The following is a 20,899-nucleotide window of genomic DNA, read 5'->3' on the forward strand; positions in this document are numbered from 1 at the left end:
ATGCTATTCCATTACGCGGATTCTTCCGTCTGGTTCGAGAATGGTTTCAAAAACGACTTCAGTTTTGTCGTCATTGAGTTTGATTTTTCCGGATATTTTAAATTCTAAGGCAACTTGCGGGGTGTCTTTCTGTATGTATTCAACAGAAAGATCTTCAAGACGTGGCTCATATTTTAACGCCACATTTCGGATGGAGCGCTCTAACCATGCAGCAGATTCGCTGACAGAGCTATTGGTCATATTGGTGAAATCTGGCAAGCCATAGTCGTCAGCCAGCAAGCTGCTACCTTGGCGTGTGTTTAATACTTTTCCCAGATGATCGAGCACTGATTGCAACACCATATGCAATGCGGGTTGCCCGCGTTCATCAGGATGTGCTTCGATATAGCGAATTCGTTCCAGTAATCGTTGAACGCCCATGTCTTCTCGCCTTTATAAAAGGGCAGAGTGTGTTAGCACTCTGCCCATCGTCTGCTAAGCGCCTTTCCAAGAGTCGGTAAACTCAATGTTACCGTCTGCGTAGGTCCATGTGATTTTTGAATAGGTAAAACTTACCTCTTCCATATCGTGATAGGGCTTGTTTTCGGTAAGAAAAGTGAGTGGGGTGTTCTCCCGCATATCAACAATGATGGCTTCTTCCATTTTTATCGTATAGTACTTTTGCTCTTCGCCACTTGGGCTAATGTGGTAAAAGTCTATTTCAGCAGTTAACTGTTCACCCTTACAGCATGCCTGAAATAATTTAGGCGATGCTTTGTCTTTATGCTTGGTAACTGTGAAGGGTTTATGAATACGCTGCCCTGTAGGGAGACCCGTGTGGGTATCCTTAGGGATTTCTACGGAATGATCCATGCCATAGAGTAAAATACGGTCTTTTTTATCGCCTGCCTGTGTGCAGTCGCCTTTTATTTCACCTTGAGATTTGCCGGTAACCTTCATGTACGCAGTTAATGCCATGAGATGTTCTCCTTAAGAGCTCGAGCTAGATGGTTATTCTTTGTCCAGCTTGCCAACAAGTGACAAGGTGAAAGAAGCGCCCATGTATTTGAAATGAGGACGTGCCTTAAGGGTAACGCGGTACCAGCCTGGATCGCCTTCAACATCGCTTACTTCAATGTGAGCCATACGTAGTGGACGTCTATTGCGTACAGAAGGAGCAGGATTATCCATTTCAGTTACGTACTGGCTAATCCATGTGTTCAGTTCTCGTTCAAGATCGCCGCGTTCTTTCCATGAACCAATATTTTCTCGTTGGATCACTTTTATGTAGTGCGCCAATCTGTCCATAACGAACATGTAGGGAAGCTGAGTAGAAAGTTTGTAGTTTAACTCGGCTTCTTTGCCTTCTTGTGTGTTGGCAAAGACTTTTGGTTTCTGGCAGGAGTTTGCAGAGAAGAAGGCTGCGTTATCGCTTCCTTTACGCATGGTCAGTGCGATAAAACCTTGCTCGGCAAGTTCGTATTCGCGACGCTCAGAAATAAGTACCTGAGTAGGGATTTTTGCCTGAATAGCACCCATTGCCTCGTATTGGTACAGAGGCAGATTTTCAACAGAACCACCACCCTGAGGGCCAATAACGTTGGCGCACCAGCGGTACTGGGCAAAACTGTCTGTAAGACGTGATGCAAACGCAAAAGCAGTGTTGCCCCAGCAGAAGTCATCATCACTATCGGAAACAGCTTCATGATAACTGAATGTTTTTGCTGGTTCTGTATCCGGACCGTATGGCAGACGCAGCAAAAATTTAGGGAGGGTGAGTCCTACATAGCGGGAATCTTCCGATTCTCGGAATGACTGCCATTTGCTGTACTGCGGCATTTCAAAAATGGAATTAAGATCTTTAAGATTAGGAAGCTCTTTCCATTTTTCTACACCAAAGAACTGAGGGCCTGCGGCAGCAATAAAAGGAGCATGTGCCATGGCGGCAACGCTTCCTGCGTATTGCAGCAACTTCACATCCTGAGGGCCAGGGCCGAAGTCGTAGTTTGCTACCATTGCGCCAATAGGTTGGCCACCAAATTGACCATATTCTGCAGTGTATACGTGTTTATACAAACCAGATTTTGGAACTTCCGGTGCGTCTTCAAAATCGTCCAGCAAATCTGCTTTGCTTACATTGACCATTTCGATGCGAACGTTTTCGCGAAAATCAGTGTGATCAACAAGAAATGCCATGGAACGCCATGACGATTCCAATTCACGAAATTTATTATGATGCAAGATAGCGTCAACTTGCTCGGACAGCTTGCTGTCGAGCTGGCCAATCATGTCATCTACCAATGCTCCAGAAACTTTGGCACCTGCACGTTCTGGCTTGATTAGCTCTTCTAGCAGAGCTTGAACACCAGACTTTGTAATAGAGAATGCGCCATCCGTAGGAGATAGCTTGGTTGCTTCTACGATGTCATCGAGAAGGTCGCTCTCAACCTGAACTTGAGCTGTTGAAGCTGCTTGTTCTTGAAGTATTTCATTAGCCATTTGTGAACCTCCTAAGAATCAATGCCCAGTTCTTTGAGCAGGCGTTCGCGAGCTCCATCGTCGGCAATCAGCTCTTGTAATTTTTTTCTAAATTCAGGGACATTCGCCAACGGGCCTTTCAGAGCCTTAAGGGTGTCGCGTAAATTCATAAGCTTTTGCAGTTCAGGAACGTTTGCAGTGATAGCGTCAGGTGAAAAATCTTTGAGCTTTTCAAACTTGAGATTTACAGCCATTTCATCATCACCATCAATGAGCTTGTTAGGAACATTAATATCCAACGAAATGTTTTGCGCTTTTAACACATCATTAAAGTTATCTTTATCAATATTGATAGGCGCGCGATCTTCTACCATGCGGTCATCTTCACGCTGGGTAAAATCGCCGAGTACCAAAAGTTTTAAAGGAAGTTCGACTTCTTCTTTGGCATCGCCCATGGAAGGTTTGTAAACAATATTCACACGTTCTTTTGGAGCCACTGATCCGTCTTTGGCCATGACTGGCACCTCCTTGGTGTTTCGGTAAAAATGTACAAACTATGTTATCCACCCACGACTTCAAGTGTGCGGGAAGGATCAAGTCTGGTCATGCGCATGATTATATCGGTACGCTTAGATTCTGTTGAGAGAGTGTCGCCTTCTTGATAGGCAGCCAGCGCCATATAGGCAGCTTCTAATCCAATGAGAGCTAAGTTGGGGTCCCATCGTTCTAACGTAAAGTTGTCTATTGTACTGATTATTGCGTCTACATTTGCTTGTGCTAAGTCACTACGCCCCATGCCGGTAAGTAAGCGAGCCATAGCTGCAGAAAATAGATATTGTTCTTGTGGAGTCACTGCGCCGTTTAATGTGTCTTTAAGCTGGGTAATGGCTTCATTGCGCTTATTGTCGCGAATAAGGTCTGCCCCCTGCGACAAAGCCTTTGTAAAGCGTGACTCGATGCTGACTTCCTCACCGTTACTAGTTGCCGTATCAGAGCTTTTCCGTAGACCAGCCAGCCATTCTTTTGTGGATGCATCGGCAAAGGGAGTTCCATCAGCAAAAGAGAGCGTGGTGATTTGTGGCAGCCTTTCAACATAGGCTGCTGTGACATTGCGCACAGTGTCCCCTGCTTCTTTGTATTCTGTCCCCATGGAATCAAGAGATTGTGCGGACAGACGACTTAAATCCAACCAAAAAAGAGATTCTCCAATGCGTGATTCACTCGCTTTGAGGCAGGCTGCATAGTCACCTTTGGTAAACATGGCCGAAAGCGATTGCATGATTTGTGAATCCGGCGGCGGAATCATAGTACGTCCGTTCTCTGCTGGAGGAGTACGGGTTATTGAAGTCCATGCCGCGAGTCGACGTAGTTGGTAGCTTTTGAAATTTTCAGGAGCAGTTTGCAGCAGAATATCTGCTACGGTACTGAGCTGTTCAAGACCAAAATTTAACAGCTGTTGTACATTCTCAGCGGAATCTGGACTCAGCTGAGGCACAGGTGGAGGCGAAGGAACGCTAACCGTCTGCACCGGAATAGGTTGAGGGGCAACAGGAACAACGGCGGGCTGTGGCTGCTCCGGCTGTATGGTCTCTGTTTGTACTGTCGCATCTTCGGGGGGTGACGGAGTTTCTTGTGGAACCTCTTTAGCGGGTAGTCTGTTTACGTATTCCCGCAGTGATGAGAGGATTGGGGCATCATCAGATTTTTCTGAAAGTGTCTTATCTAAATTAGTAATGGCGGCCTGAAGTTTGTTTAGTATTTCTTGGTCGATGGGCTCGCCATTGTATTGTTCTAAAGAGTTACGGATGCGCTCAAACCACCATGAAATAGCATTAAGGCGACCACGCATTCGTTTTTTGGGTGGGAAAAGAGTTTCCCAGAAGCCATCAATAATATCGTGAAGAATGACTGTACTTGCGGCGATGCCCGGGATGCCGTGTGTTACAGATAAACCAGCACCCAAGTAAGCGGCAACCAAGAGGTTTTTACTCTTTTTTTCAAGAATGAGTGCACTTTTGGCAATAACCACATCCCAATTCGTCACGGAGTCCGCTGTCACTGTTGATAGCTTATCGATTTCTGCTTGGAGTATTTCAAAGTCAGGATCGTAGCGAACGTCCTCCCCACTAGGGGAAGAATCGCTGATAGGAAATTTTCCGAGCTTATTTAAATCCAAAATTTTCTCCTGACGACAACTGTAATTTTTAAATACTGTAATATTTAGAGTGTCTACCAATTTTAGAGCGTAGTAGCAATCTCGTAAATAAACTAAGCGCTATGATAAAATCATGACAGATGTCTGCGATGGAGAAACGACAATGCCCGGAGCGTTGTTCATGTTTTGCATTGTCCAACTGGTCAGTTTGACGGCTGGTTTTCCCCCAATTTTTGTAGTTTCACTTCCAACAATAAAGTTTGCTGGTCCTTTAATTGTGTGGCTTATTGCACCGCCTAGTGAGCCCGGTTCGTCACCAGAGGTCATAAGTACCTGTGTGCCTATATTAAATGTGGGCATGAAGCCAGTAAGTACTAAGAATGCTGTGGTTAGCGGGTTGGCCATTTCACTAGTCCCTATGTTCGGGTAGGGAATTGGAGTGGGGACAGGTCCTGCTGGAGTAGGGACGGGTGTTATACAGACGTCTGGAGTGGCAAGCATTGTTCCGCCCGCCATAGTTAGTGCGTACATAGTTTTTCCTATCCTAAATGAAGTTGTTCAGCGTCAATTTTCACACTGTCCTTTGATGTAACAATGGTGTTTTCTGTCTGCATTGTTAGGAGGCCATCCACAAGGGTGCGGCTCATTCCTGCCTGTGTGTCGTCAGCTTTTTTAATAATACGCTGTGACCACGTGCTTCTAAGTGAAAAACGTTCTGAGAAGAGCTCAATATTTTTTGTAATATTCTTCAAGTGCTTTAGGGTCACTTGCATGAAGTTTCCGGTATAACGGGCTTCTGCGATGTTTACATCTGCTTTGGCAGAGACGACAGAAAGTTCAGGGCTGCTCATCTGTAGCTTGCCAGAAGCGTGTATTGTCGTTTGTGCTGGAAGCACAACTTCACCCACTTGCTGTTCACGTTCCAGTATGTTGAGAATGTAAGCTTCGCCAAAGGTATCCACACTGGCTAATACCAAATCACCAACAGCGGGAGAAAGTAGGCAGCCTACTGCACGTTTGGCGTGAAATCGATATTGCCCGTCATCCAGCAGAAATGTTCCCTCGTCTTCACTTACTACTTTTGTGTGTTGAATACGTGCATCTGCTGTATATAGTTGCTTTGCGGTTGCGTGCATACGTGCTCCTTATTATTTACCAAAATCTTCGGCTTCGGCCAGATCTGGGTCGGTATTTAGGGCTGCTTTACGGTTGGCGCTTCCCCATATCACATGGTTTTCGTGAACGCGATGCAGGTTGGCTTGTGTAAGATTTGCTTTGTCAAAGTTGGCGGCATCCAATTTTGCGTGGGAAAGGTTGGCGTGCTGTAAATTTGTGTTGCAAAAATCTGCGGCGCAACAATTTGCGTGCATAAAACGACTCATGGTCAGTGAGGAGTTGGTCAAACTACATTGGCGTAAATCTGCGAGCGAAAAATCTGCCATATCGAATGACCCTCGCGAGAGATTTGCCCCCATTAACTGTGCTTTTGTAAAGAGAGTCGCGATGCCGCGTGCGCCTTCAAAATTAGCGTTGGAAAGGTTGGCATCCATAAAGTTGGATTGACTTATATCAACCTGAGCAAAGTTGGCGCCACTGAAATCAGACTCTCCAGCTTGTACCATTACAAAGCATCCGCCTGTGAAGTCTTGATTTGCTAACTTGCATTCTCTCAGCACGACTTTGGTGGCATTAATTTCTCGCAGATCCGCGTGTGCAAGTGTGGTATTCAGAAATACGCTTTGTTGAAGCTTGGCGCGAGTTAACTGAGCATTATTCAACGTGCAATTGTTAAACGTAGTTTGGGTGATATGTGATTCCTTAAGGCTCGCGCCAGTAAACTTTGTAGAGTCAAAGACGGATTTTTCAACATTAGCTTCAGCAAATATGGCATTTGAAAAATCACACTCAACCACGGTTGCTCCGGTGCAATGGGATTGCGAAAAATTTGCTCCCACAAAAGAGAGGCGCATCCAAAGAACATCAGAAAAATCTACGTGGTGAAGTATGGCATCTTGTAAGTCACTACCATCAAAACCAGTGCGTGCGAGGGTACATCCAGATAGATTTACACCGCGCATGACACAGTCGGTAAAGCGCACGCCTGTTAAATCCAGTCCGGAGAAGTCCATGCCGGAAAGATCTATGCCTTCGACACATTTGTTTTCTTCTATAGCGGCTAAGACTGCATTCCGGTCCATGTGAGTACATCCTGTCTTTTTTCGAGTAATGTGCGCTTGCAGTTTGTGTCAGTAAACTTGGTTTTATCGAGAACTGCCTTGTACAGGTCAGCGCCAAAAAGGCTTGCGCCGGTCAAGTCAGCTGAGGATAATTTCGTTTTGCGAAGGTTTGCGCCAAAAAGATTTGCTCCTCGCAATAGCGCGTTGGAAAGGTCGGACTTGCTAAAAATGCTGTGCTTTGCCTCGATTTGGCGCATGTCTGCGCTTTGCATCGTGGATTGTTCAAAGCCTGCTTCATTCATTATGCATCCGGCAAAAGTTGCGCCTGCGAAGTCACAAAATTCCCAGTAGCTATTGGTAAGAAGTGCGCCGCTAAAGTCAGCATGTCGAAAACTACTTTGTTGTCCGCCCCGCGTGTTTGTCATGTCTGCTTTGGTGAAAATTGCCCCCGTAGCATCAAGGTCTTGCATTGAGGACTTCAGCATGCTGGCGCTGCTAAAGGTGGTTCCTAGTGCACTGCCAGCTTTAATAAAGACATTATCAAGAACAGCACCCGTGAAATCTGCATTGTCCAAGTTTGCCGAGAGAATCACAGCCGCATTGAATGTAGCTTTTTGACAGGAACAACCTTTCAACAGCGTTTCATCCATCACTGCATCGTCAAAGTTGACATTGTTGAGGGTTGCCTCTGACATATTGGCTTGCGTAAGGATAGCTTTAGTAAATGAACTTTTTTCTGCTTTAGCTTTGATGAACACAGCTGAGTGGAGCAGGGCTTTGTCAAAAATAGACTGCGTAAGAGAGGACTGAGAGAAATCTGCACCAGCCATGCGGGCACCTGCAAAATTTGCGTGATCAAGAATCGCGTTATAGAAAATAGCCTCTTCTAGTTGTGCATTGGAGAAGTCTGCCCCTGAGAGGTCTAATCCGCTGAAATCTGCTCCGTTAAGTTGCAATCCTTTGAGTGACACGCCAGCGTTATGGTGTTCTAGCGCTTCTGCGGCAATGGCTTGTTGTTGCGTGAGTTCTGCATGCTTTGTAGCCGAAGCAGACGCGGGCTGCTTCGAGTTGTCATTTTGAGGAGCTTTGACAGTAAGAATATCCGGTAAACCTGAATTTGAGGCACTGTCTTCATTTTCACCGTATAGAATTCCCCGTGAAATACCGAGTTTGCTTAGTTCCTCGTGAGCCTTCTCCATACCGGCTTGCATCTTGGCATCCGCAGCGTTTAAATCTGCGTTGATGTTTTTTTTTTGAGGCATTGGAAGCTTTGGTAGCAATTGAAGAGGGTTTTGCTTGGTGTGCGTTGTTTCCTTTTGGGCTTGCTGCGGAGTCGTTTTCTTTTGCCTTCTGCAACAGCAACGGCAGGAAAAAATCGCGGATGTCTTTTTCTTCACGGGCAGCCTGCTGTAGGCCTTCTTCCCACGGTACAACTAGAAATTCAGCATGGGGGCACAGTTTCTGCCAACGAATGAGTTCGTCAGTTGCGGGCTGCTGCGAAGGAAGTATACAGACAAACAAACGGGGACAGCTCTCTAGAAGCTTTGTTAACGGCGTAGCATGTTCAGGCTTTGGTAGGCATATCACTCCAGCCGTAAAGCCTAGTGCGTGGTGTAGAATTATCGTGTCAATTTCTGTTGCTGTGACAAAAATTGGTTCCCCTTTGTTCACTGCAAATTGCATAGGGGCTGGTTGTGACCCTTCAAGGGGATGAGCGCTAGAAAAGTTTTCTGGTTTATGAATACTGACTGCGACAAGCTGATGATCAACAAAACGGGGACAGATTACACCTGAGGGAATAACCACGCTTGGTTCATTTTCTTTTGTGATGCCCCATTCTTTACAAGAAATAGTGAGTTCTGCTGAGTGATAGCCAAGCCATGTGCTTTGTGCGGCTGAAGGACAGATCCCCTGTTGTTGTAAAACGGACTGAATATGGTTGTTTTTAGTAAGATTTTTTTGTGATGCCACAACAAATCGGTACGCTTGGCGTTGCCAGCGTAATTCTTCTGGAGGGAGTGTGAAATCTTCAAGCCCTTTACCGTGCTCTGCTAATACCTCTTCAATTCCCTCATCTTTTAGGGTTTGCATGGCCTCGTTTTTTGCTGCACTGGCTTGTTCTTGTGCCGCCTGTGCTTCTTTGCACCCATTTGCAATATGAGTGGAAGCTTCCAAGAGCTTCTTACGAGCTTCATGCAAAGGTTTTGTGGAAATAGGTGCAAGATGTCCCCAACGACTCTGCACCGCGGCAAGTTGAGCAATACCCCCGTCAATCTGGGCAAGGCCTTGAACTACAGAAGTTTTTCCTACTTCTGCCATGGCTTTCGGAGATGGAAGTTCTCCTCCGCCTGCGGACTGTTTAAGCATGGTGTCCACTTTGGCATCCATAGCCTCAAGTTGCTTGTTTCCTTTGGCAAAGGCTTCGCTATGCGTGTCTTTTGCGTTTTCATCAACCGGAACAGCGCGGGATATTCGAACCGCTATTTCTTCACGCAGGGAGATTGGTTCTGCCGGAATATCGTGTTGTTGCTCTGTTCGGATGAACACAGCGGCAATATCTGAAGCTTCATCGTCGTGTACCCGTGAAACGGCTCGATGGATAAGAATAGCTTTCTCTTTATGTGGGAAGAGCCAAAGGGTATCCAATTTTGTTTCAGTTTCACGAAGCGGAGCTTCTAATGGGTCGCCATGTCCTAATAATAAGACACGTTGTCTGTATTGAGGAATTCTGGATGTCATGCGTGGCTTGGTTGGGTGCATGTTTTTTATATAAATATCTTCACCACCGGAAAAAAAATCATCAATCCATTGGTCGGCAGGGGCTGCATTGTAATAGCGCCAGTCCAGATCAGGAGCGGGAGCAGGCCAATGGGCGTTGAGCCAAGTTGCATCATAGGTTCCAGCACGTTCTGCGCGGGGTTTCCAACCTGCGTCTACAGGGCCAAACCCTGCCGGAGTGGGGCGGTCAGAAGGGGAACCGATTAGTTGATCCGGATATTCGACAAGGGGAAGAGCTCCATTGTCTATTCCGGTCCCCAGCGGGTTGTAGGCGTATTCACTACCGCCAAATGCGTTTCGCCAGTTAATATTGGCGTTGGTAAATGGTTGTGGCTTAGTCAGCTGTGTTATTCCGGCCAAAGATTGCCAGTTGCGTGAACCGAATACGTAGAGTTCTTTGTGCAGTGAGCCTACAGAAAAGGACACAGGCTGGGCATGCCTTGGGAATCCATTTGGAGTGTAGCAGTTCCCTTGCAACAGAACTTCACCCACAGGTTTGGGCATGCCAAGGTCAAGCACAGCATGCTTTTCTAACTCGCTGCCAGCAAGTTTCCAGAGTTGTTGCTCCGGTTCTGGAATGTCCGGTGTGTTCAGGTCAATAAGTGATAATACGCTTATCACAAGAAAGTCCTTTCCGTTTTGCGAAAAGGTTTTGAGAAGTAGCGATGCATTGTCGTTTTTAATGATTTTCATGTAATGAATCGCCTACAAAATTTTTATGTTTTCACTGAGAGCAATCGTTACCAAATCTCCCAGAGAAATATTGGCATTACACGAGTCTTCAAGCGACGCTGCTATTTCAACACGAGCTGACATTTTTTTCGTTGCCGGTCTGGGTTTTCTCTTTCAAGTTTTGCGCTGCTGTAATTACTATTTTTGCGTCTCGGGTAGCGGTTGTAATTTCTGGAAAACGTTGGTTGCAAAGCTCTATGAGCATTTTCACACGGCGAGACTTTGTTTCAATCGTTTCAGTACTGTTGTTAATAAGTTCAATGCTTGCTTTCAGCGTTGTCTCATTAGCTTTGTAATGTTCAATTTCATTAACCAATAATGAAATTTTGTGTTTCAGCATTTCTATTTTGTCTTCGGTTTCTTCCGTATGAAGCGCAGCAAGTTGAATGCGGGTTTTAGCTGCGCTTTGTAGTTTTTTGCGTTTATCAAGTTCAGCTAGATGTAGTTCTATGCGGCCTTTTTTGACCTTTGTGGAGCTTTTCCATAAGCGGAAAATAATATTGTCCAGCAATATCATTTGCCGATAGCTTTTCGCGATATGCTCTGTGCGATTGCAGGCAACAAAGGAAAAGTAGCAATGGCTTGCTTTGGTTTTTAAGTGACCTTTCGTTTTTGTAGCAAATCCATTTCTGGGCGGGATAATGGGTAGCCAGTCTTCGGCAGTACCTTCCTGTTCAACCTTTTGTGGTTTTTCGCCAAGTCGGAACCATGTTTTATCTGTCGGGGTTGCAACGGAGATGTTCCGTGCACCTTCCAAGTCGTCCATGACAATACTGTTTTCACCAGCCGTTTTCCAAATACTTTGCGTCTGGTTTACGCTTGTTACTGGTGAATTATTTTCAGGATTGGGAACGCTCCCTATAATTATCGGGCGATCGGGGTCTCCTCCGGCAAAAGACACAAGAACTTCTGCGTCATTATGCAAAGGGCAATGCATGCCGCACTGCTTTCCTGCATATGGCTGTGCTTTGCGTACCCAGAACCAGTCTCCCGGACTTTTGCTTGGAGCAGGAGCAAATGGGTATTCCAGCCTGTAACGACCTTGTGCGTCTAACTCGGCGTACTGTCCTGCGGATTCACTTTTGATGTTTGCTTGAACGACACCGCCAATTGAAGGCGTTGGAGTGGTTCGTTGAGGACGGTACGGGCTAGTGCTAGGGATGGCGGTGAACTCATTCGTATAGTAAATTTGTTCAGATTTCTGCTCGTTCACATTTTGTTTACGGAAAGCAGGGTGAATGCCATGCTGAGTAGTGGAGACAATAAGGTATGTTTGATTAAGGTCGGAATCGAAATGGTCTTCTAGTTCATGCCATTTCCCCGGCATTATATAGGGAATACTACTTTTCCCCGTATAGACCTCTGTTTCCGCTGTGAGCATCTCACCTGTAATTTGCGCGAATTTATTCGCCTCGCGTTCTGTGTGCAGGTTTTCTCCAAACAGATAGGTGGTAAGCTCGTTTTGTTCTTGAGCCTGATAGTTTCCTTCCAGAATACGGCTTGGTTTAGCATATTCATAGTTGCGTGTTGTCACGCGTGAAGGAATGTGAGTCAGCTGTTTGTTAAATGCATGTACGATGTGGCTGCTGTGTTTGTTTTCCATTCCAGAAATTGGAGAATAGTAAAGCGTAGGACGGTTAGTACAAAGTGTATGCAGTCTGTAGGAGTCTGTGATTGTCATGCGTTCGCATTCTTCATCTTGAGTGAAAAAATAGTACAGTCCGTAATTTTCCATTAATCGGGAAATAAACGCTAAGTCATTTTCTTCGTACTGACACACATAATCTTCAGCTTCGTATAGCTCTGCAAGCCGTAGGGTAATGGCTTTGTCGCTTAAGCCATTTGTTTGCAACACCTCATAAATGATGTCGAAAATATCTTTGTTTATATATTGCTTGCTGGTTTGAGCTAGGGATAACAGTTCAATACGAGGTGTCAGAGTCGCTCGATAGTAGGTGTGTTTGTCGTGTGTATAAAGGCGAGTGAATTCTATGGGAACGCCATGATAGACGACGGGAGATTCTGCAACATGAATATGAAGTGCAGCCCAGTGTGAAAGCATTGCTTCCATATTGAGCGACTTTTCTTTGCTAAGTAATAAAATATCGAACGAATATGGCTTAGAGAGGGCAGAGTATCCACTGAACTCAGCTACAAGAAATGTTTCGTCCGGCATCGCTTCGGATGTAAATGTGAAGGGGGTAGTTGTCATAGTACTCTCTTACACACCCAGCAGGACAATTTTACCATCAAGGCTGACAGATTTGTTGCCTAGAGAGCGCTGTTTGCTGAGAGATACAGATACAAGGGAATCAACTGTGTAATTCTCAATTTCTGTTTCTTTGTTTTCCGCTGCTGTAATAGATACCGCCGATTTTTCATTACGCGTTTCTATGGTGCGTTCCAAGTTGTTTGCGATTTTGATTCGCATCAAAGCTTCTTTTATGTGTTTAGTATCCGCGTTTTCTGTAGCTTCATTAAATAAGGCAATGGCGAATTTTGCTTCTTGTTTCAGTGATCCGGAAGACTCTTCAGAAGTCTCTTCAGTCGAACTGCTTTCGTCATCTTCTTGAGTAGGTGCATCTGTTTCAGATGTTTCTTCAGTCGAATTACTTTTGTTATCTTCTTGCGTAGACGCATCTGTTTCGGATGTTTTTTCAGCAAGCGGGGCACCCGAAACTTTATCGGCTGTCTCTGATGCTTTGTCACCGAGTAAGCTTTTTGCTTCCCCTGCGGCTTCTTCTTCAGTGGTAAGCAGCGATTTTAGTGCCAATTTAATTTCTAAGTCTGCATGTTCTGTAAGATTGGAAATTTTTTTCTTCTGAATATCAGCGAGTGTGATTTTGTTTTTAAGTAGTTCTATCTGTTCCTCAGGCATATGTATTTTGGCGGGAACAAGTTGAACTCTATACGGCGCATGAAGAAGCTGCTGCTCACTTATGTGCAAGCGCACGTCGGCTCCGAGGACCAGTTTGAGACCATTCTTACCGACTTTTTTAGTATGCTTGCCAAGAGTCACGTTTAGGCTGTTGAGTTTCACAAGATGTGATGCATTCTTGCCAACATGAGCGTTCCAATCTTTGTCTGTGCCTACCCATTGTTGTGTCGATTTTCTAAAAACGGAAGAGGTGACTCGTAATAATTCGCGTCCCGGCGTTTTCTTTAAAGACTCTACTATTTCTTTAGGGTCAGACGTAGGGGAACCGCTGGCTTTTTGGGAAAGCCACTCTTTTGCATCCGATAGAACATTTCCAACGTTTTTCTTTGCTTCTTTGGCAGATTCTTTAACGTTTGTTTCCAGATTCGGGAACTGACGATATTTGCCAACCCGTAACCATGTGTTTGCAGCTTCTGTTCGCAGTATTATGCGCTCATGCTTTTCTTTGTCGTCAAAGTACATACGGTTTTCGTTGGCCGTGCGAAGAGTATTGACCATTTGATTGGCGTCAATAACTGCTCCCGGTTGATCCTTGGCACTGATGGCTCCAAGGATAACGGGTCGGTCAATGTCACCGTTGATAAAGCTCACCATTACTTGTGTGCCGGAGTGAAGAGGATGATGGATGCCATAGTGTGAGCCTGTATATGGCTGCGCCATCGAAATTTTACTTGAGGTTTTGCCTTCTCCACGGCTCGAACGGTCAAAGGCATATCGGATGATATAACTGCCATCATCTTCCAGTGTCGCGTACTTGGTGGCTTTCGTTGTATTAATACGTGCCGAGACTATGCCTGCCATATGAGGACGTGGAGTGCGTATTGCTGGGCGAAATTGTGTTGATTGTTCGATGGCGGTGAACGTGTTCGAATATTCTAGGGAAGCACTGTCCGATATTGAGGGGAGTCCTAGACCTTCTGTAAGAAAACGTGTTTGTTTTCCCGAATGAGTGGTGCGTGTGATGAGATATTCCTGATTGAACTCTTCAACTTCATGCCCCTCAAGTGTATACGTCCAGCCAGCACTAATATAAGGAACCGTGCTTTTTCCTTCATATTGTTTCCCCTGACACATGTGGCGTTCCGCGCGGGTGGCCGCCAAGAGTTTTCCTTCACTGGACGTTTGGTAGTTGTTCCCGAAGACCTGTTGTGTACCGTGTCCCAGCTGAGAGACTTTTTGAGAAACGTGTAAATTTCGTGAGGGGTGAATGGTTTGTTTATCGTTTAACGTAACAGACGCTACGGTTCTTCGAACATGACAGTCAAAGCGGGTAACCATTTCTTCTCTAAGTTGGCTGTCCAGCCCTGTAACTCGAGCATAAGTAAATGAAGGCGATATTGGATGGGGTGCATGTGCTGTAAACGAATCTGTTATGGTGAGGGTGTCTTGATCTTCCTGTGTGAAGAAATAGTACGCGCCGTAATGTTCCATCCAACGACTGGCAAAGGCGTATGAGCTTTCATTGTACTGACAGACCATTTCATGCTGAGGATAATTTGCTGTGAGTTTTTCTACGTATTGCAGACCATTTTTAGCATATGGTTGAAAAACTTGATCCAGCAGACCGTGAAAGTTTTGGTTCAGCAGAATTTGAGAATTGTAATCTAACGAGAGTAAAGTTGCTCGTGGAGTGAGTTCCACGCGGCATATTTGCATTTCCTTGACCATATCCATGATGGTCATTTCATGGATAATGCCATGATAGCTCGATGATCCTTTTTCTCCATGTATCGAGAGGCTGGCAGTTGCGCCAGCTAACGTGTCCAGTATGTCCGGTGGTAGTGTGCTTATTAGCAGGCAGTCAAAACGGTAAAGCTCAGAGAGACCTTCGCTTCCGTTGAATTCTACAACATGAAAAGCGTCTTGCGGCTGACCAGATACCGTAAACGAAAAGAGTGGGGTTACCGTATTCAGCATATTATTTACCCCACATTTATGAAACCGCCCGTAATGGTGCATTCTTCAGCAATATCAATTGAAATGCCTTTATGTTTATGAATATTGCCGCTTCGCTTACAGCTTTTACTGGCGCAAAGTTTTACAAGCCCTTCCTCATTAACGGCAGTTGTCTGCTTGGCATCGGTGAGGTCTTTTGCAACTTCTAAATCGAGTATAGGTGCTTGTCCTGTAGCAGAAAAACCTTCTAGCTTTTCTGGGTTCTTCCATTCTTCAAGCTCAAGTTCGGCTTTGCTTGCCTTTTGTCTAACTGTTTCAATTTCGTCGATTGGAGAAGCGTTGCAGGAATCACTGTCCGAACTGGTTTTAGATGTGGGAGCCTCCACTTCCAGTTTTTCTGTTGTGATTTTTTCCCAGTATTGATTAAAAATCTGAATGAACATGTCGATATTTTGCTCGACGTCTTTCCCTTTGTGGGTGTGTTCATTAACAAGACGGATAAGGGTCTTAGTTTCTTGTGATTTTTTATCAATCATTCGAATGGCGCTATTCACCAGTTTAATTTTGTTATCTGCTGCTTTAATATTCTTTTTGCAACTTTTCTCGACAACCATCCCCATTAGTTCAATGTGATTTGGGGCTATGTTCACTCGCTCTTTGGGAATGTTTAATCCGATACGTGGTCCAATAGTTAGAGAAATATCTCGGCCTGTTGTGACTTCGTCATGAGAACCTATCTGAATTTCCTGTTTACCCAATAGAATAGTGGAATGTTCATTACCCATAATTGCCGATGACTTATTGTTTCCAACGAATTCGCCTACGCCGGAAGCAGATGCTATGTGGATACCATCCGAATTATCGTCGCTTTTGCCGATGCGGAGTTTGGCTTTGTGGTCGGGACTCGTGAAATGTATTTTTTGATTTTGTTCTAGATCGTCTATGGATAACTCGTTGGAGCCTGCTGAGCGCAATATTGACCGGCTGTTGTTTTTTGTATCCACGGGAGTTGGTGTTTCTATGTTAGGCACTGCACCAATAATCACAGGGCGATCAGGATCTCCATTTTCAAAGGAAATGAGAACCTCAGTGCCTTTGTGTAGCGGGAAATGAAAGCCATATTGGTCTGCTGAGTAAGGTTGTACGAATCTGATGCGGTGTGAGGCTTTACCATCTTTTTTCCCTGAGAGGTCAAATGGAAAAATCACTTTGTATCGACCTAGGCTGTCAAGCTCAGCGTTTTCTTCGTTCGCTGCGCTGTCTATCTTTGCAGAAATATAGCCAGCAATTTTAGGCCACGGAGTGGTATTGGAAGGACGGAATTGTGTATCTGCTGTAATGCCAGTGAATTCATTTCGATAAAATGTTTTGATGGAGGAATTATTTGAATTATCAAAACCTGCAACATCAAATTCTTTGTTGCTTCCTTTATGGGAAACACTTGTGATTGTGTAGGTCGTGTTGCGAGTGTCCCAATTATGATCTGAAAGGGTCAGCGAACTGCCGGCAGCCAATGTTGGGCAAGTGCTTTTTCCGATGAATGTTTGCTGATTACAGAGAGTTTCTTGTTGGCGTATTGTGCTTCGATGTGTTGCCTCGGCGATACTACGAAGATGTTCACCAAAGTAACTATTTACGGTTTGTTGGCCGTTCGAAATTTTGCTCTCAGCAACAAGGTCTAAGTCAGGTTTTTCATAGTTGAAGTCATAAATTTTTGTGCATTCAGCAGTAATTTTTTTTTTGTGAATACAGGCTATAGACAACATTTTCATATTGTTCTTTTGTTAGCGCAGAAGGTTGGCGGTAAGGCAGCTGTCTATTGGGAGTAGACTGATAGACTGCATGGCTGTCTGTGATGACGAGCTTTTCTTCATCTTGCTCCTGTATAAAAAAGTAAGAAATGCCCAGCCTTCTGAGCCAGCGGTCAAGGAAGTCGTAAAAGCTTTCACAATACTGGCAGACAAAATCGTATGCAGGATAATCTTCTTGTAATGAAAGTGTAAACGATGTGCTAGGAAGTCCGGCTTGTATTAAGACAGACTGAATGATTTTTGGGAGTGATTTGTTAAGGAAAATTTGACTATATTGCGAAAGCGTTGACCGCCATAAGCGTGGCATGAGGATAACGCGATAGTAAGTGACATCATTCTTTCGGCTAATCATTGCCGCTTCAGCGATGACTCCGTGTATAGACCGTGAATTGTGTGTGTCGTCTATTAATATCGTCGCTTCTGTATTGAGAAGTGCTTTTAGGGCAAAAGTAGACCTGCTAGCGAGTGTAATCTCGTAGCTGTATAGTTCAGAAAGATGTTCTGTGCCCGAAAAAGAAACAACTGAGAATACCGTTGTACCCGTTGTGTTTGCTTTGGTTGTAAATGACAGTCTGGTATTCACTGTAAGATTCCTTAAGCAGGGGACAGATTAGTAAATGATTTTTATTCCTCTACAATAAGATTATAAAGACTAGGCTATTAGTATTTTTTTTGCAATGTGAGACGTGATTGGCACTGAGCCACGTTGGCTTGCCATTGCTATCTTTCTTCTTCTGACATGTTCATTCATTGATAGGCTTCAGTGGATAATTTTGACTATACTGGGGAGGGATTCCAAAAAAAATTGGCAACAGGAAATGTTTTTATAGGTGTAAGTCGGGTGTAAGTTTCCTTGCTCTTCATGTCGTTAATGCTGTATATGTTTCTTTAGGGCCCTTGCAAATAAAGGAATAAGCAGTTTCCGCTAGATATGACACCTGCCTTTCACGCAGGCGACAGGGGTTCAAATCCCCTTGGGGACGCCAAGCAATTTAAGCTCTTACATGAAAGTGTAAGAGCTTTTTTGTGTTTAAATTTCGAGTGGGAGGCTTCGGCTGTAACAGGCAGGATTTTGCTACTTCCTATTGCTGTACCTTGTTAAGGAAGAACAGCTTCATAGCTTAGGACCTATTCCAGAAGGAATTCTTCCTTGGTGAATATATTGTTTTACTTTTCGGTAGAGTGTGGTTCGTGAAATGTTGAGGATTTTAGCTGTTTCAGCCATGTTGAATTCAGTTTTGTCCAGTGTTTTCAGTATGCCGGAACGTTCAATGCCTTCTAGTGTGTCTGGGTGCCACGGCGTATTATCTGATGTGGCAAGCGGTAAATCCAGATGATGAAGTTCAATAGTTTTTCCTTCGCAGGTGTGCAGAGCGCGTTGCATGCAGTTTTCTAATTCTCTGACATTTCCAGGCCATGAGTATTTGATGAGAGCCTCTTGAGCTTGCGGAGAAAGCTGAGATGAGCTGCCTTTTGCGCGACTTAGGAAAAATGAAGCAAGTCCCATAATGTCTTCTTTGCCGCGATCTCGTAGAGGTGGAATGGTGATCGGTAGTACGTTGAGTCTGTAAAAGAGATCTTCTCTAAAGATTCCTTGCGCAACGGCCTTGGCCATCTCTACATGTGTGCTGGCAATAATGCGAGTGTCGACGCGGATTGGCTGTCGTGCACCGATTCGGTATACCTCTCCGGTTTGTAGAACACGGAGTAGCTTAACCTGCATGTGGTGGGGCATGTCGCCAATTTCATCTAAAAGAATGGTGCCACCGTTAGCTAACTCAAATTTACCCGGCCTTCCTCCTTTCGATGCTCCTGTAAATGTACCTTCCACATACCCGAAAAGCTCACTTTCAAGCAGCTCAGCCGGAATAGCTCCACAGTTGATTGGAACAAACGGGTTGTTTGTCCTATCGCCTTCATTGTGAATTGCCTGAGCAAATAGTTCCTTACCGGTGCCTGTTTCTCCTTGAAGCAGAACCGTCGCGCTTGACTGTGCAGCACGTGCAGCAAGGTCGACGGCTTTAGTAAAGCTTTCAGACTGTCCTTTTAGGCTGGAAAATGTGTAGTGAGCTTTAGTTCCCGCGATGGTGTCTGCCAGCCTGTTAATTTCTTCCATTTCTTCTAGTGTGATCATTGTTCCTAAATGTTCACCGTCCTGAGAAATCACAAGCTGTGCTGTATAGATAAAGTGCACAGAATGTTTACCGTGCTTGAGTATGCATTCTCTATTTACCCATGCTGAGGGCTCGTTCTTGAGATCTTCAATGGAAAGGTTGAGACCTTTGAGAACTGTTACTGCTTGTCCTACGAGTCTGTCTTGCTTCAAGACCTGAAGTCCGCGCTTGTTAACCCGCCAGATGTAATTCTCACTGTCCAGAATGATCATGCCGGAATGTGAAGTTTCAATGACCTGATCAAGAAAGCCCACATGTAATGCTAGTTCACGGTTGCGCCTAACAATACGCAATTCTCGTTCCACACCACGGGCAATCGTGGTGGTCATATAGAGAGTATGAGGATGCACAAGCTGTGCGCGGCCACTGAGCATAATGACACCAATGAGTTCTTTGTCCTTGCCGAACACAGGAGCCGCAGAGCTGGTGTAACCATGTGCCTGCCTACAGTAATGATCTTCATCCGTAAGTTGGATAGGGATTTGATGTTTATGGCACAGACTGATTGCAGATGTTCCCACATCCCTTTCCGTCCACCTGAAGCCAGGCACACAGTTACGGTTGGCACTTTCCTGTCTGGATTCATCGCTGCCTGTAATATGTAAAATGTACCCTTCAGCATCAATAGCAAACAATGTGAAATCTCTTGCAGCTAACAGGTCGAATATTTCGTCAAATTGAGGGCGAAGGAGATTTAACCAATCGTCGTTGGCTAACCTGCGGGCTTTAAGTTCGGTAGGGGAAAGCATTGGCTGCGCAATGTCTCTTTTTTCCGGATTAATCCCGTACATCCGGGACCTGTTGTGCGACTCCGCTACAATCTGTTGTTTTGTCGTCTCATCAATCGTTTTGCCGCGTTCAAGCATTTTCGCTCCTGACCTATCTGCATTTAGGGAAGCAATTGAGGTGTGTGTTCATTTTTAGAACATGTTCATTTTTAGAACATAGTTGTAATTGTAAACAGTCTCAGCTGACTACTGAGCATAAGTATACATAAAGTGTTCTAAAAATGAACACATAAATCAAGCTATAAATTGGTTGCGTGATCAGCTAGTTCAATAGAAATCAATATCTTAGTGTAAATAAAACAATTTTGCCTCTCAAACGTTTCGAAAAAAACCGTACTTTCAGATGGTTGTAATGCGATTACAATTTGTAGTGAGAATTGTAGGTCAGATTTTAGAAAGTTTAGGCACATCCCTTGCTTTAACGAAGGCGTGCAAGGACATCATGTACAGTTTTCCACTTGTTATTCCATTACTGGGAGGACTTAATGGAGCGTTTTTTTCGATATACGCTGACTTTTTTATTAAGCTCAGTTGCTTTCATGCAATTTATTCAGGTTATTTGGCGCTATATTCTTCAAGCTCCACTTATGGGGTTGGATGAGATCTTAGTGTATCCCACTCTTTGGTTGTATTTTGCCGGAAGTATGAATGCTTCCCGCGAGGATACACAGATTAAAGCAAATGTATTGGATGTATTTCTTAAAACAGAACGTTCGCGTCTTGTGGTTCGTATCATCGCAGATGTATGCAGCTTGGTTATCGCGTTGTGGTTAACCCGATGGGCCTGGTTTTACTGTAAGTATGCATTCCGTGTGTGGAAAGAAAGTCCAACATTATATGTACCGACCTTTTATGCAGAGTGTTCTTTGTTCATCGGCTTGGTTGTTATGAGCATGTACGCTGCGTATCACCTGATCCGCAATCTCCGTTGTCTGACATCACATCTTTCTGAATGCACCACAGATCCGACGGTAATCAAGGGGGAAATTTAGA

The 20,899-nt window shown here is 44.7% G+C and carries 16 protein-coding genes; 1 reads left to right on the forward strand and 15 read right to left on the reverse strand.

Features of this window, described 5'->3' with window-relative positions; translation table 11 throughout:
- Window positions 1–3 precede the first annotated feature (3 nt).
- The 15 genes from tssE to MKHDV_RS02160 form a co-directional block, all read right to left on the reverse strand.
- Window positions 4–420, reverse strand: coding sequence for a type VI secretion system baseplate subunit TssE (tssE, locus tag MKHDV_RS02090; RefSeq protein WP_160711783.1), 417 nt, complete (start codon window positions 418–420; stop codon window positions 4–6).
- Between the two features lie 54 nt (window positions 421–474).
- A complete protein-coding gene (locus MKHDV_RS02095) occupies window positions 475–957 on the reverse strand; it encodes an Hcp family type VI secretion system effector (RefSeq protein WP_160711785.1) in 483 nt (160 codons plus the stop codon).
- Window positions 958–990: 33 nt separating this feature from the next.
- Entirely contained in the window at window positions 991–2,478 is a 1,488-nt protein-coding gene (gene tssC / locus MKHDV_RS02100) for a type VI secretion system contractile sheath large subunit (RefSeq protein WP_160711787.1), read from the reverse strand.
- An 11-nt stretch (window positions 2,479–2,489) separates the two neighbouring features.
- Entirely contained in the window at window positions 2,490–2,972 is a 483-nt protein-coding gene (gene tssB / locus MKHDV_RS02105; protein ID WP_160711789.1) for a type VI secretion system contractile sheath small subunit, read from the reverse strand.
- Window positions 2,973–3,016: 44 nt separating this feature from the next.
- Window positions 3,017–4,633: a type VI secretion system protein TssA gene (gene tssA, locus MKHDV_RS02110; protein ID WP_160711791.1), complete on the reverse strand. Its 1,617-nt coding sequence runs from the start codon at window positions 4,631–4,633 to the stop codon at window positions 3,017–3,019.
- Between the two features lie 99 nt (window positions 4,634–4,732).
- A complete protein-coding gene (locus MKHDV_RS02115) occupies window positions 4,733–5,143 on the reverse strand; it encodes a DUF4150 domain-containing protein (protein ID WP_160711793.1) in 411 nt (136 codons plus the stop codon).
- Window positions 5,144–5,151: 8 nt separating this feature from the next.
- Entirely contained in the window at window positions 5,152–5,748 is a 597-nt protein-coding gene (locus MKHDV_RS02120) for a DUF3540 domain-containing protein (protein WP_160711795.1), read from the reverse strand.
- 12 nt (window positions 5,749–5,760) lie between these two features.
- A complete protein-coding gene (locus MKHDV_RS02125) occupies window positions 5,761–6,810 on the reverse strand; it encodes a pentapeptide repeat-containing protein (protein ID WP_160711797.1) in 1,050 nt (349 codons plus the stop codon).
- Complete coding sequence (locus MKHDV_RS02130; protein ID WP_216846835.1) at window positions 6,789–8,000, reverse strand: pentapeptide repeat-containing protein; 1,212 nt, start codon at window positions 7,998–8,000, stop codon at window positions 6,789–6,791. The genes MKHDV_RS02125 and MKHDV_RS02130 overlap by 22 nt, the downstream gene beginning before the upstream one ends.
- Window positions 7,927–10,260 (reverse strand): DUF2169 domain-containing protein, encoded by a 2,334-nt coding sequence (locus MKHDV_RS18655; RefSeq protein WP_160711801.1) that lies wholly within the window; start codon window positions 10,258–10,260, stop codon window positions 7,927–7,929. The genes MKHDV_RS02130 and MKHDV_RS18655 overlap by 74 nt, the downstream gene beginning before the upstream one ends.
- A gap of 106 nt (window positions 10,261–10,366) precedes the next feature.
- The gene (locus tag MKHDV_RS02140; RefSeq protein ID WP_160711803.1) at window positions 10,367–12,511 is read right to left on the reverse strand and encodes a type VI secretion system Vgr family protein; all 2,145 of its coding nucleotides are present in this window, start codon (window positions 12,509–12,511) and stop codon (window positions 10,367–10,369) included.
- A 9-nt stretch (window positions 12,512–12,520) separates the two neighbouring features.
- Complete coding sequence (locus MKHDV_RS02145) at window positions 12,521–15,154, reverse strand: type VI secretion system Vgr family protein (RefSeq protein WP_160711805.1); 2,634 nt, start codon at window positions 15,152–15,154, stop codon at window positions 12,521–12,523.
- A gap of 5 nt (window positions 15,155–15,159) precedes the next feature.
- Window positions 15,160–16,905: a type VI secretion system Vgr family protein gene (locus MKHDV_RS02150; RefSeq protein ID WP_160711807.1), complete on the reverse strand. Its 1,746-nt coding sequence runs from the start codon at window positions 16,903–16,905 to the stop codon at window positions 15,160–15,162.
- A complete protein-coding gene (locus MKHDV_RS02155) occupies window positions 16,856–17,527 on the reverse strand; it encodes a contractile injection system protein, VgrG/Pvc8 family (RefSeq protein WP_160711809.1) in 672 nt (223 codons plus the stop codon). The genes MKHDV_RS02150 and MKHDV_RS02155 overlap by 50 nt, the downstream gene beginning before the upstream one ends.
- Window positions 17,528–18,058: 531 nt before the next feature.
- Entirely contained in the window at window positions 18,059–19,984 is a 1,926-nt protein-coding gene (locus MKHDV_RS02160; RefSeq protein WP_160711811.1) for a sigma-54-dependent Fis family transcriptional regulator, read from the reverse strand.
- A gap of 407 nt (window positions 19,985–20,391) precedes the next feature.
- Between MKHDV_RS02160 and MKHDV_RS02165 the strand changes: the two genes are divergently transcribed.
- Window positions 20,392–20,898: a TRAP transporter small permease gene (locus tag MKHDV_RS02165; RefSeq protein ID WP_160711813.1), complete on the forward strand. Its 507-nt coding sequence runs from the start codon at window positions 20,392–20,394 to the stop codon at window positions 20,896–20,898.
- The last annotated feature ends 1 nt before the right edge of the window (window position 20,899 follow it).

This window comes from Halodesulfovibrio sp. MK-HDV (assembly GCF_009914765.1).
Classification (GTDB): domain Bacteria; phylum Desulfobacterota; class Desulfovibrionia; order Desulfovibrionales; family Desulfovibrionaceae; genus Halodesulfovibrio.

What these genes read in the sequence shown, in the direction of transcription:
- tssE (WP_160711783.1), bottom strand. Translation starts at nt 420, where the DNA reads ATGGGCGTTCAACGATTACTGGAACGAATTCGCTATATCGAAGCACAT.
- MKHDV_RS02095 (WP_160711785.1), bottom strand. Translation starts at nt 957, where the DNA reads ATGGCATTAACTGCGTACATGAAGGTTACCGGCAAATCTCAAGGTGAA.
- tssC (WP_160711787.1), bottom strand. Translation starts at nt 2,478, where the DNA reads ATGGCTAATGAAATACTTCAAGAACAAGCAGCTTCAACAGCTCAAGTT.
- tssB (WP_160711789.1), bottom strand. Translation starts at nt 2,972, where the DNA reads ATGGCCAAAGACGGATCAGTGGCTCCAAAAGAACGTGTGAATATTGTT.
- MKHDV_RS02115 (WP_160711793.1), bottom strand. Translation starts at nt 5,143, where the DNA reads ATGTACGCACTAACTATGGCGGGCGGAACAATGCTTGCCACTCCAGAC.
- MKHDV_RS02120 (WP_160711795.1), bottom strand. Translation starts at nt 5,748, where the DNA reads ATGCACGCAACCGCAAAGCAACTATATACAGCAGATGCACGTATTCAA.
- MKHDV_RS02125 (WP_160711797.1), bottom strand. Translation starts at nt 6,810, where the DNA reads ATGGACCGGAATGCAGTCTTAGCCGCTATAGAAGAAAACAAATGTGTC.
- MKHDV_RS02130 (WP_216846835.1), bottom strand. Translation starts at nt 8,000, where the DNA reads ATGCAAGCCGGTATGGAGAAGGCTCACGAGGAACTAAGCAAACTCGGT.
- MKHDV_RS18655 (WP_160711801.1), bottom strand. Translation starts at nt 10,260, where the DNA reads ATGAAAATCATTAAAAACGACAATGCATCGCTACTTCTCAAAACCTTT.
- MKHDV_RS02140 (WP_160711803.1), bottom strand. Translation starts at nt 12,511, where the DNA reads ATGACAACTACCCCCTTCACATTTACATCCGAAGCGATGCCGGACGAA.
- MKHDV_RS02145 (WP_160711805.1), bottom strand. Translation starts at nt 15,154, where the DNA reads ATGCTGAATACGGTAACCCCACTCTTTTCGTTTACGGTATCTGGTCAG.
- MKHDV_RS02150 (WP_160711807.1), bottom strand. Translation starts at nt 16,905, where the DNA reads ATGAAAATGTTGTCTATAGCCTGTATTCACAAAAAAAAAATTACTGCT.
- MKHDV_RS02160 (WP_160711811.1), bottom strand. Translation starts at nt 19,984, where the DNA reads ATGCTTGAACGCGGCAAAACGATTGATGAGACGACAAAACAACAGATT.
- MKHDV_RS02165 (WP_160711813.1), top strand. Translation starts at nt 20,392, where the DNA reads ATGGAGCGTTTTTTTCGATATACGCTGACTTTTTTATTAAGCTCAGTT.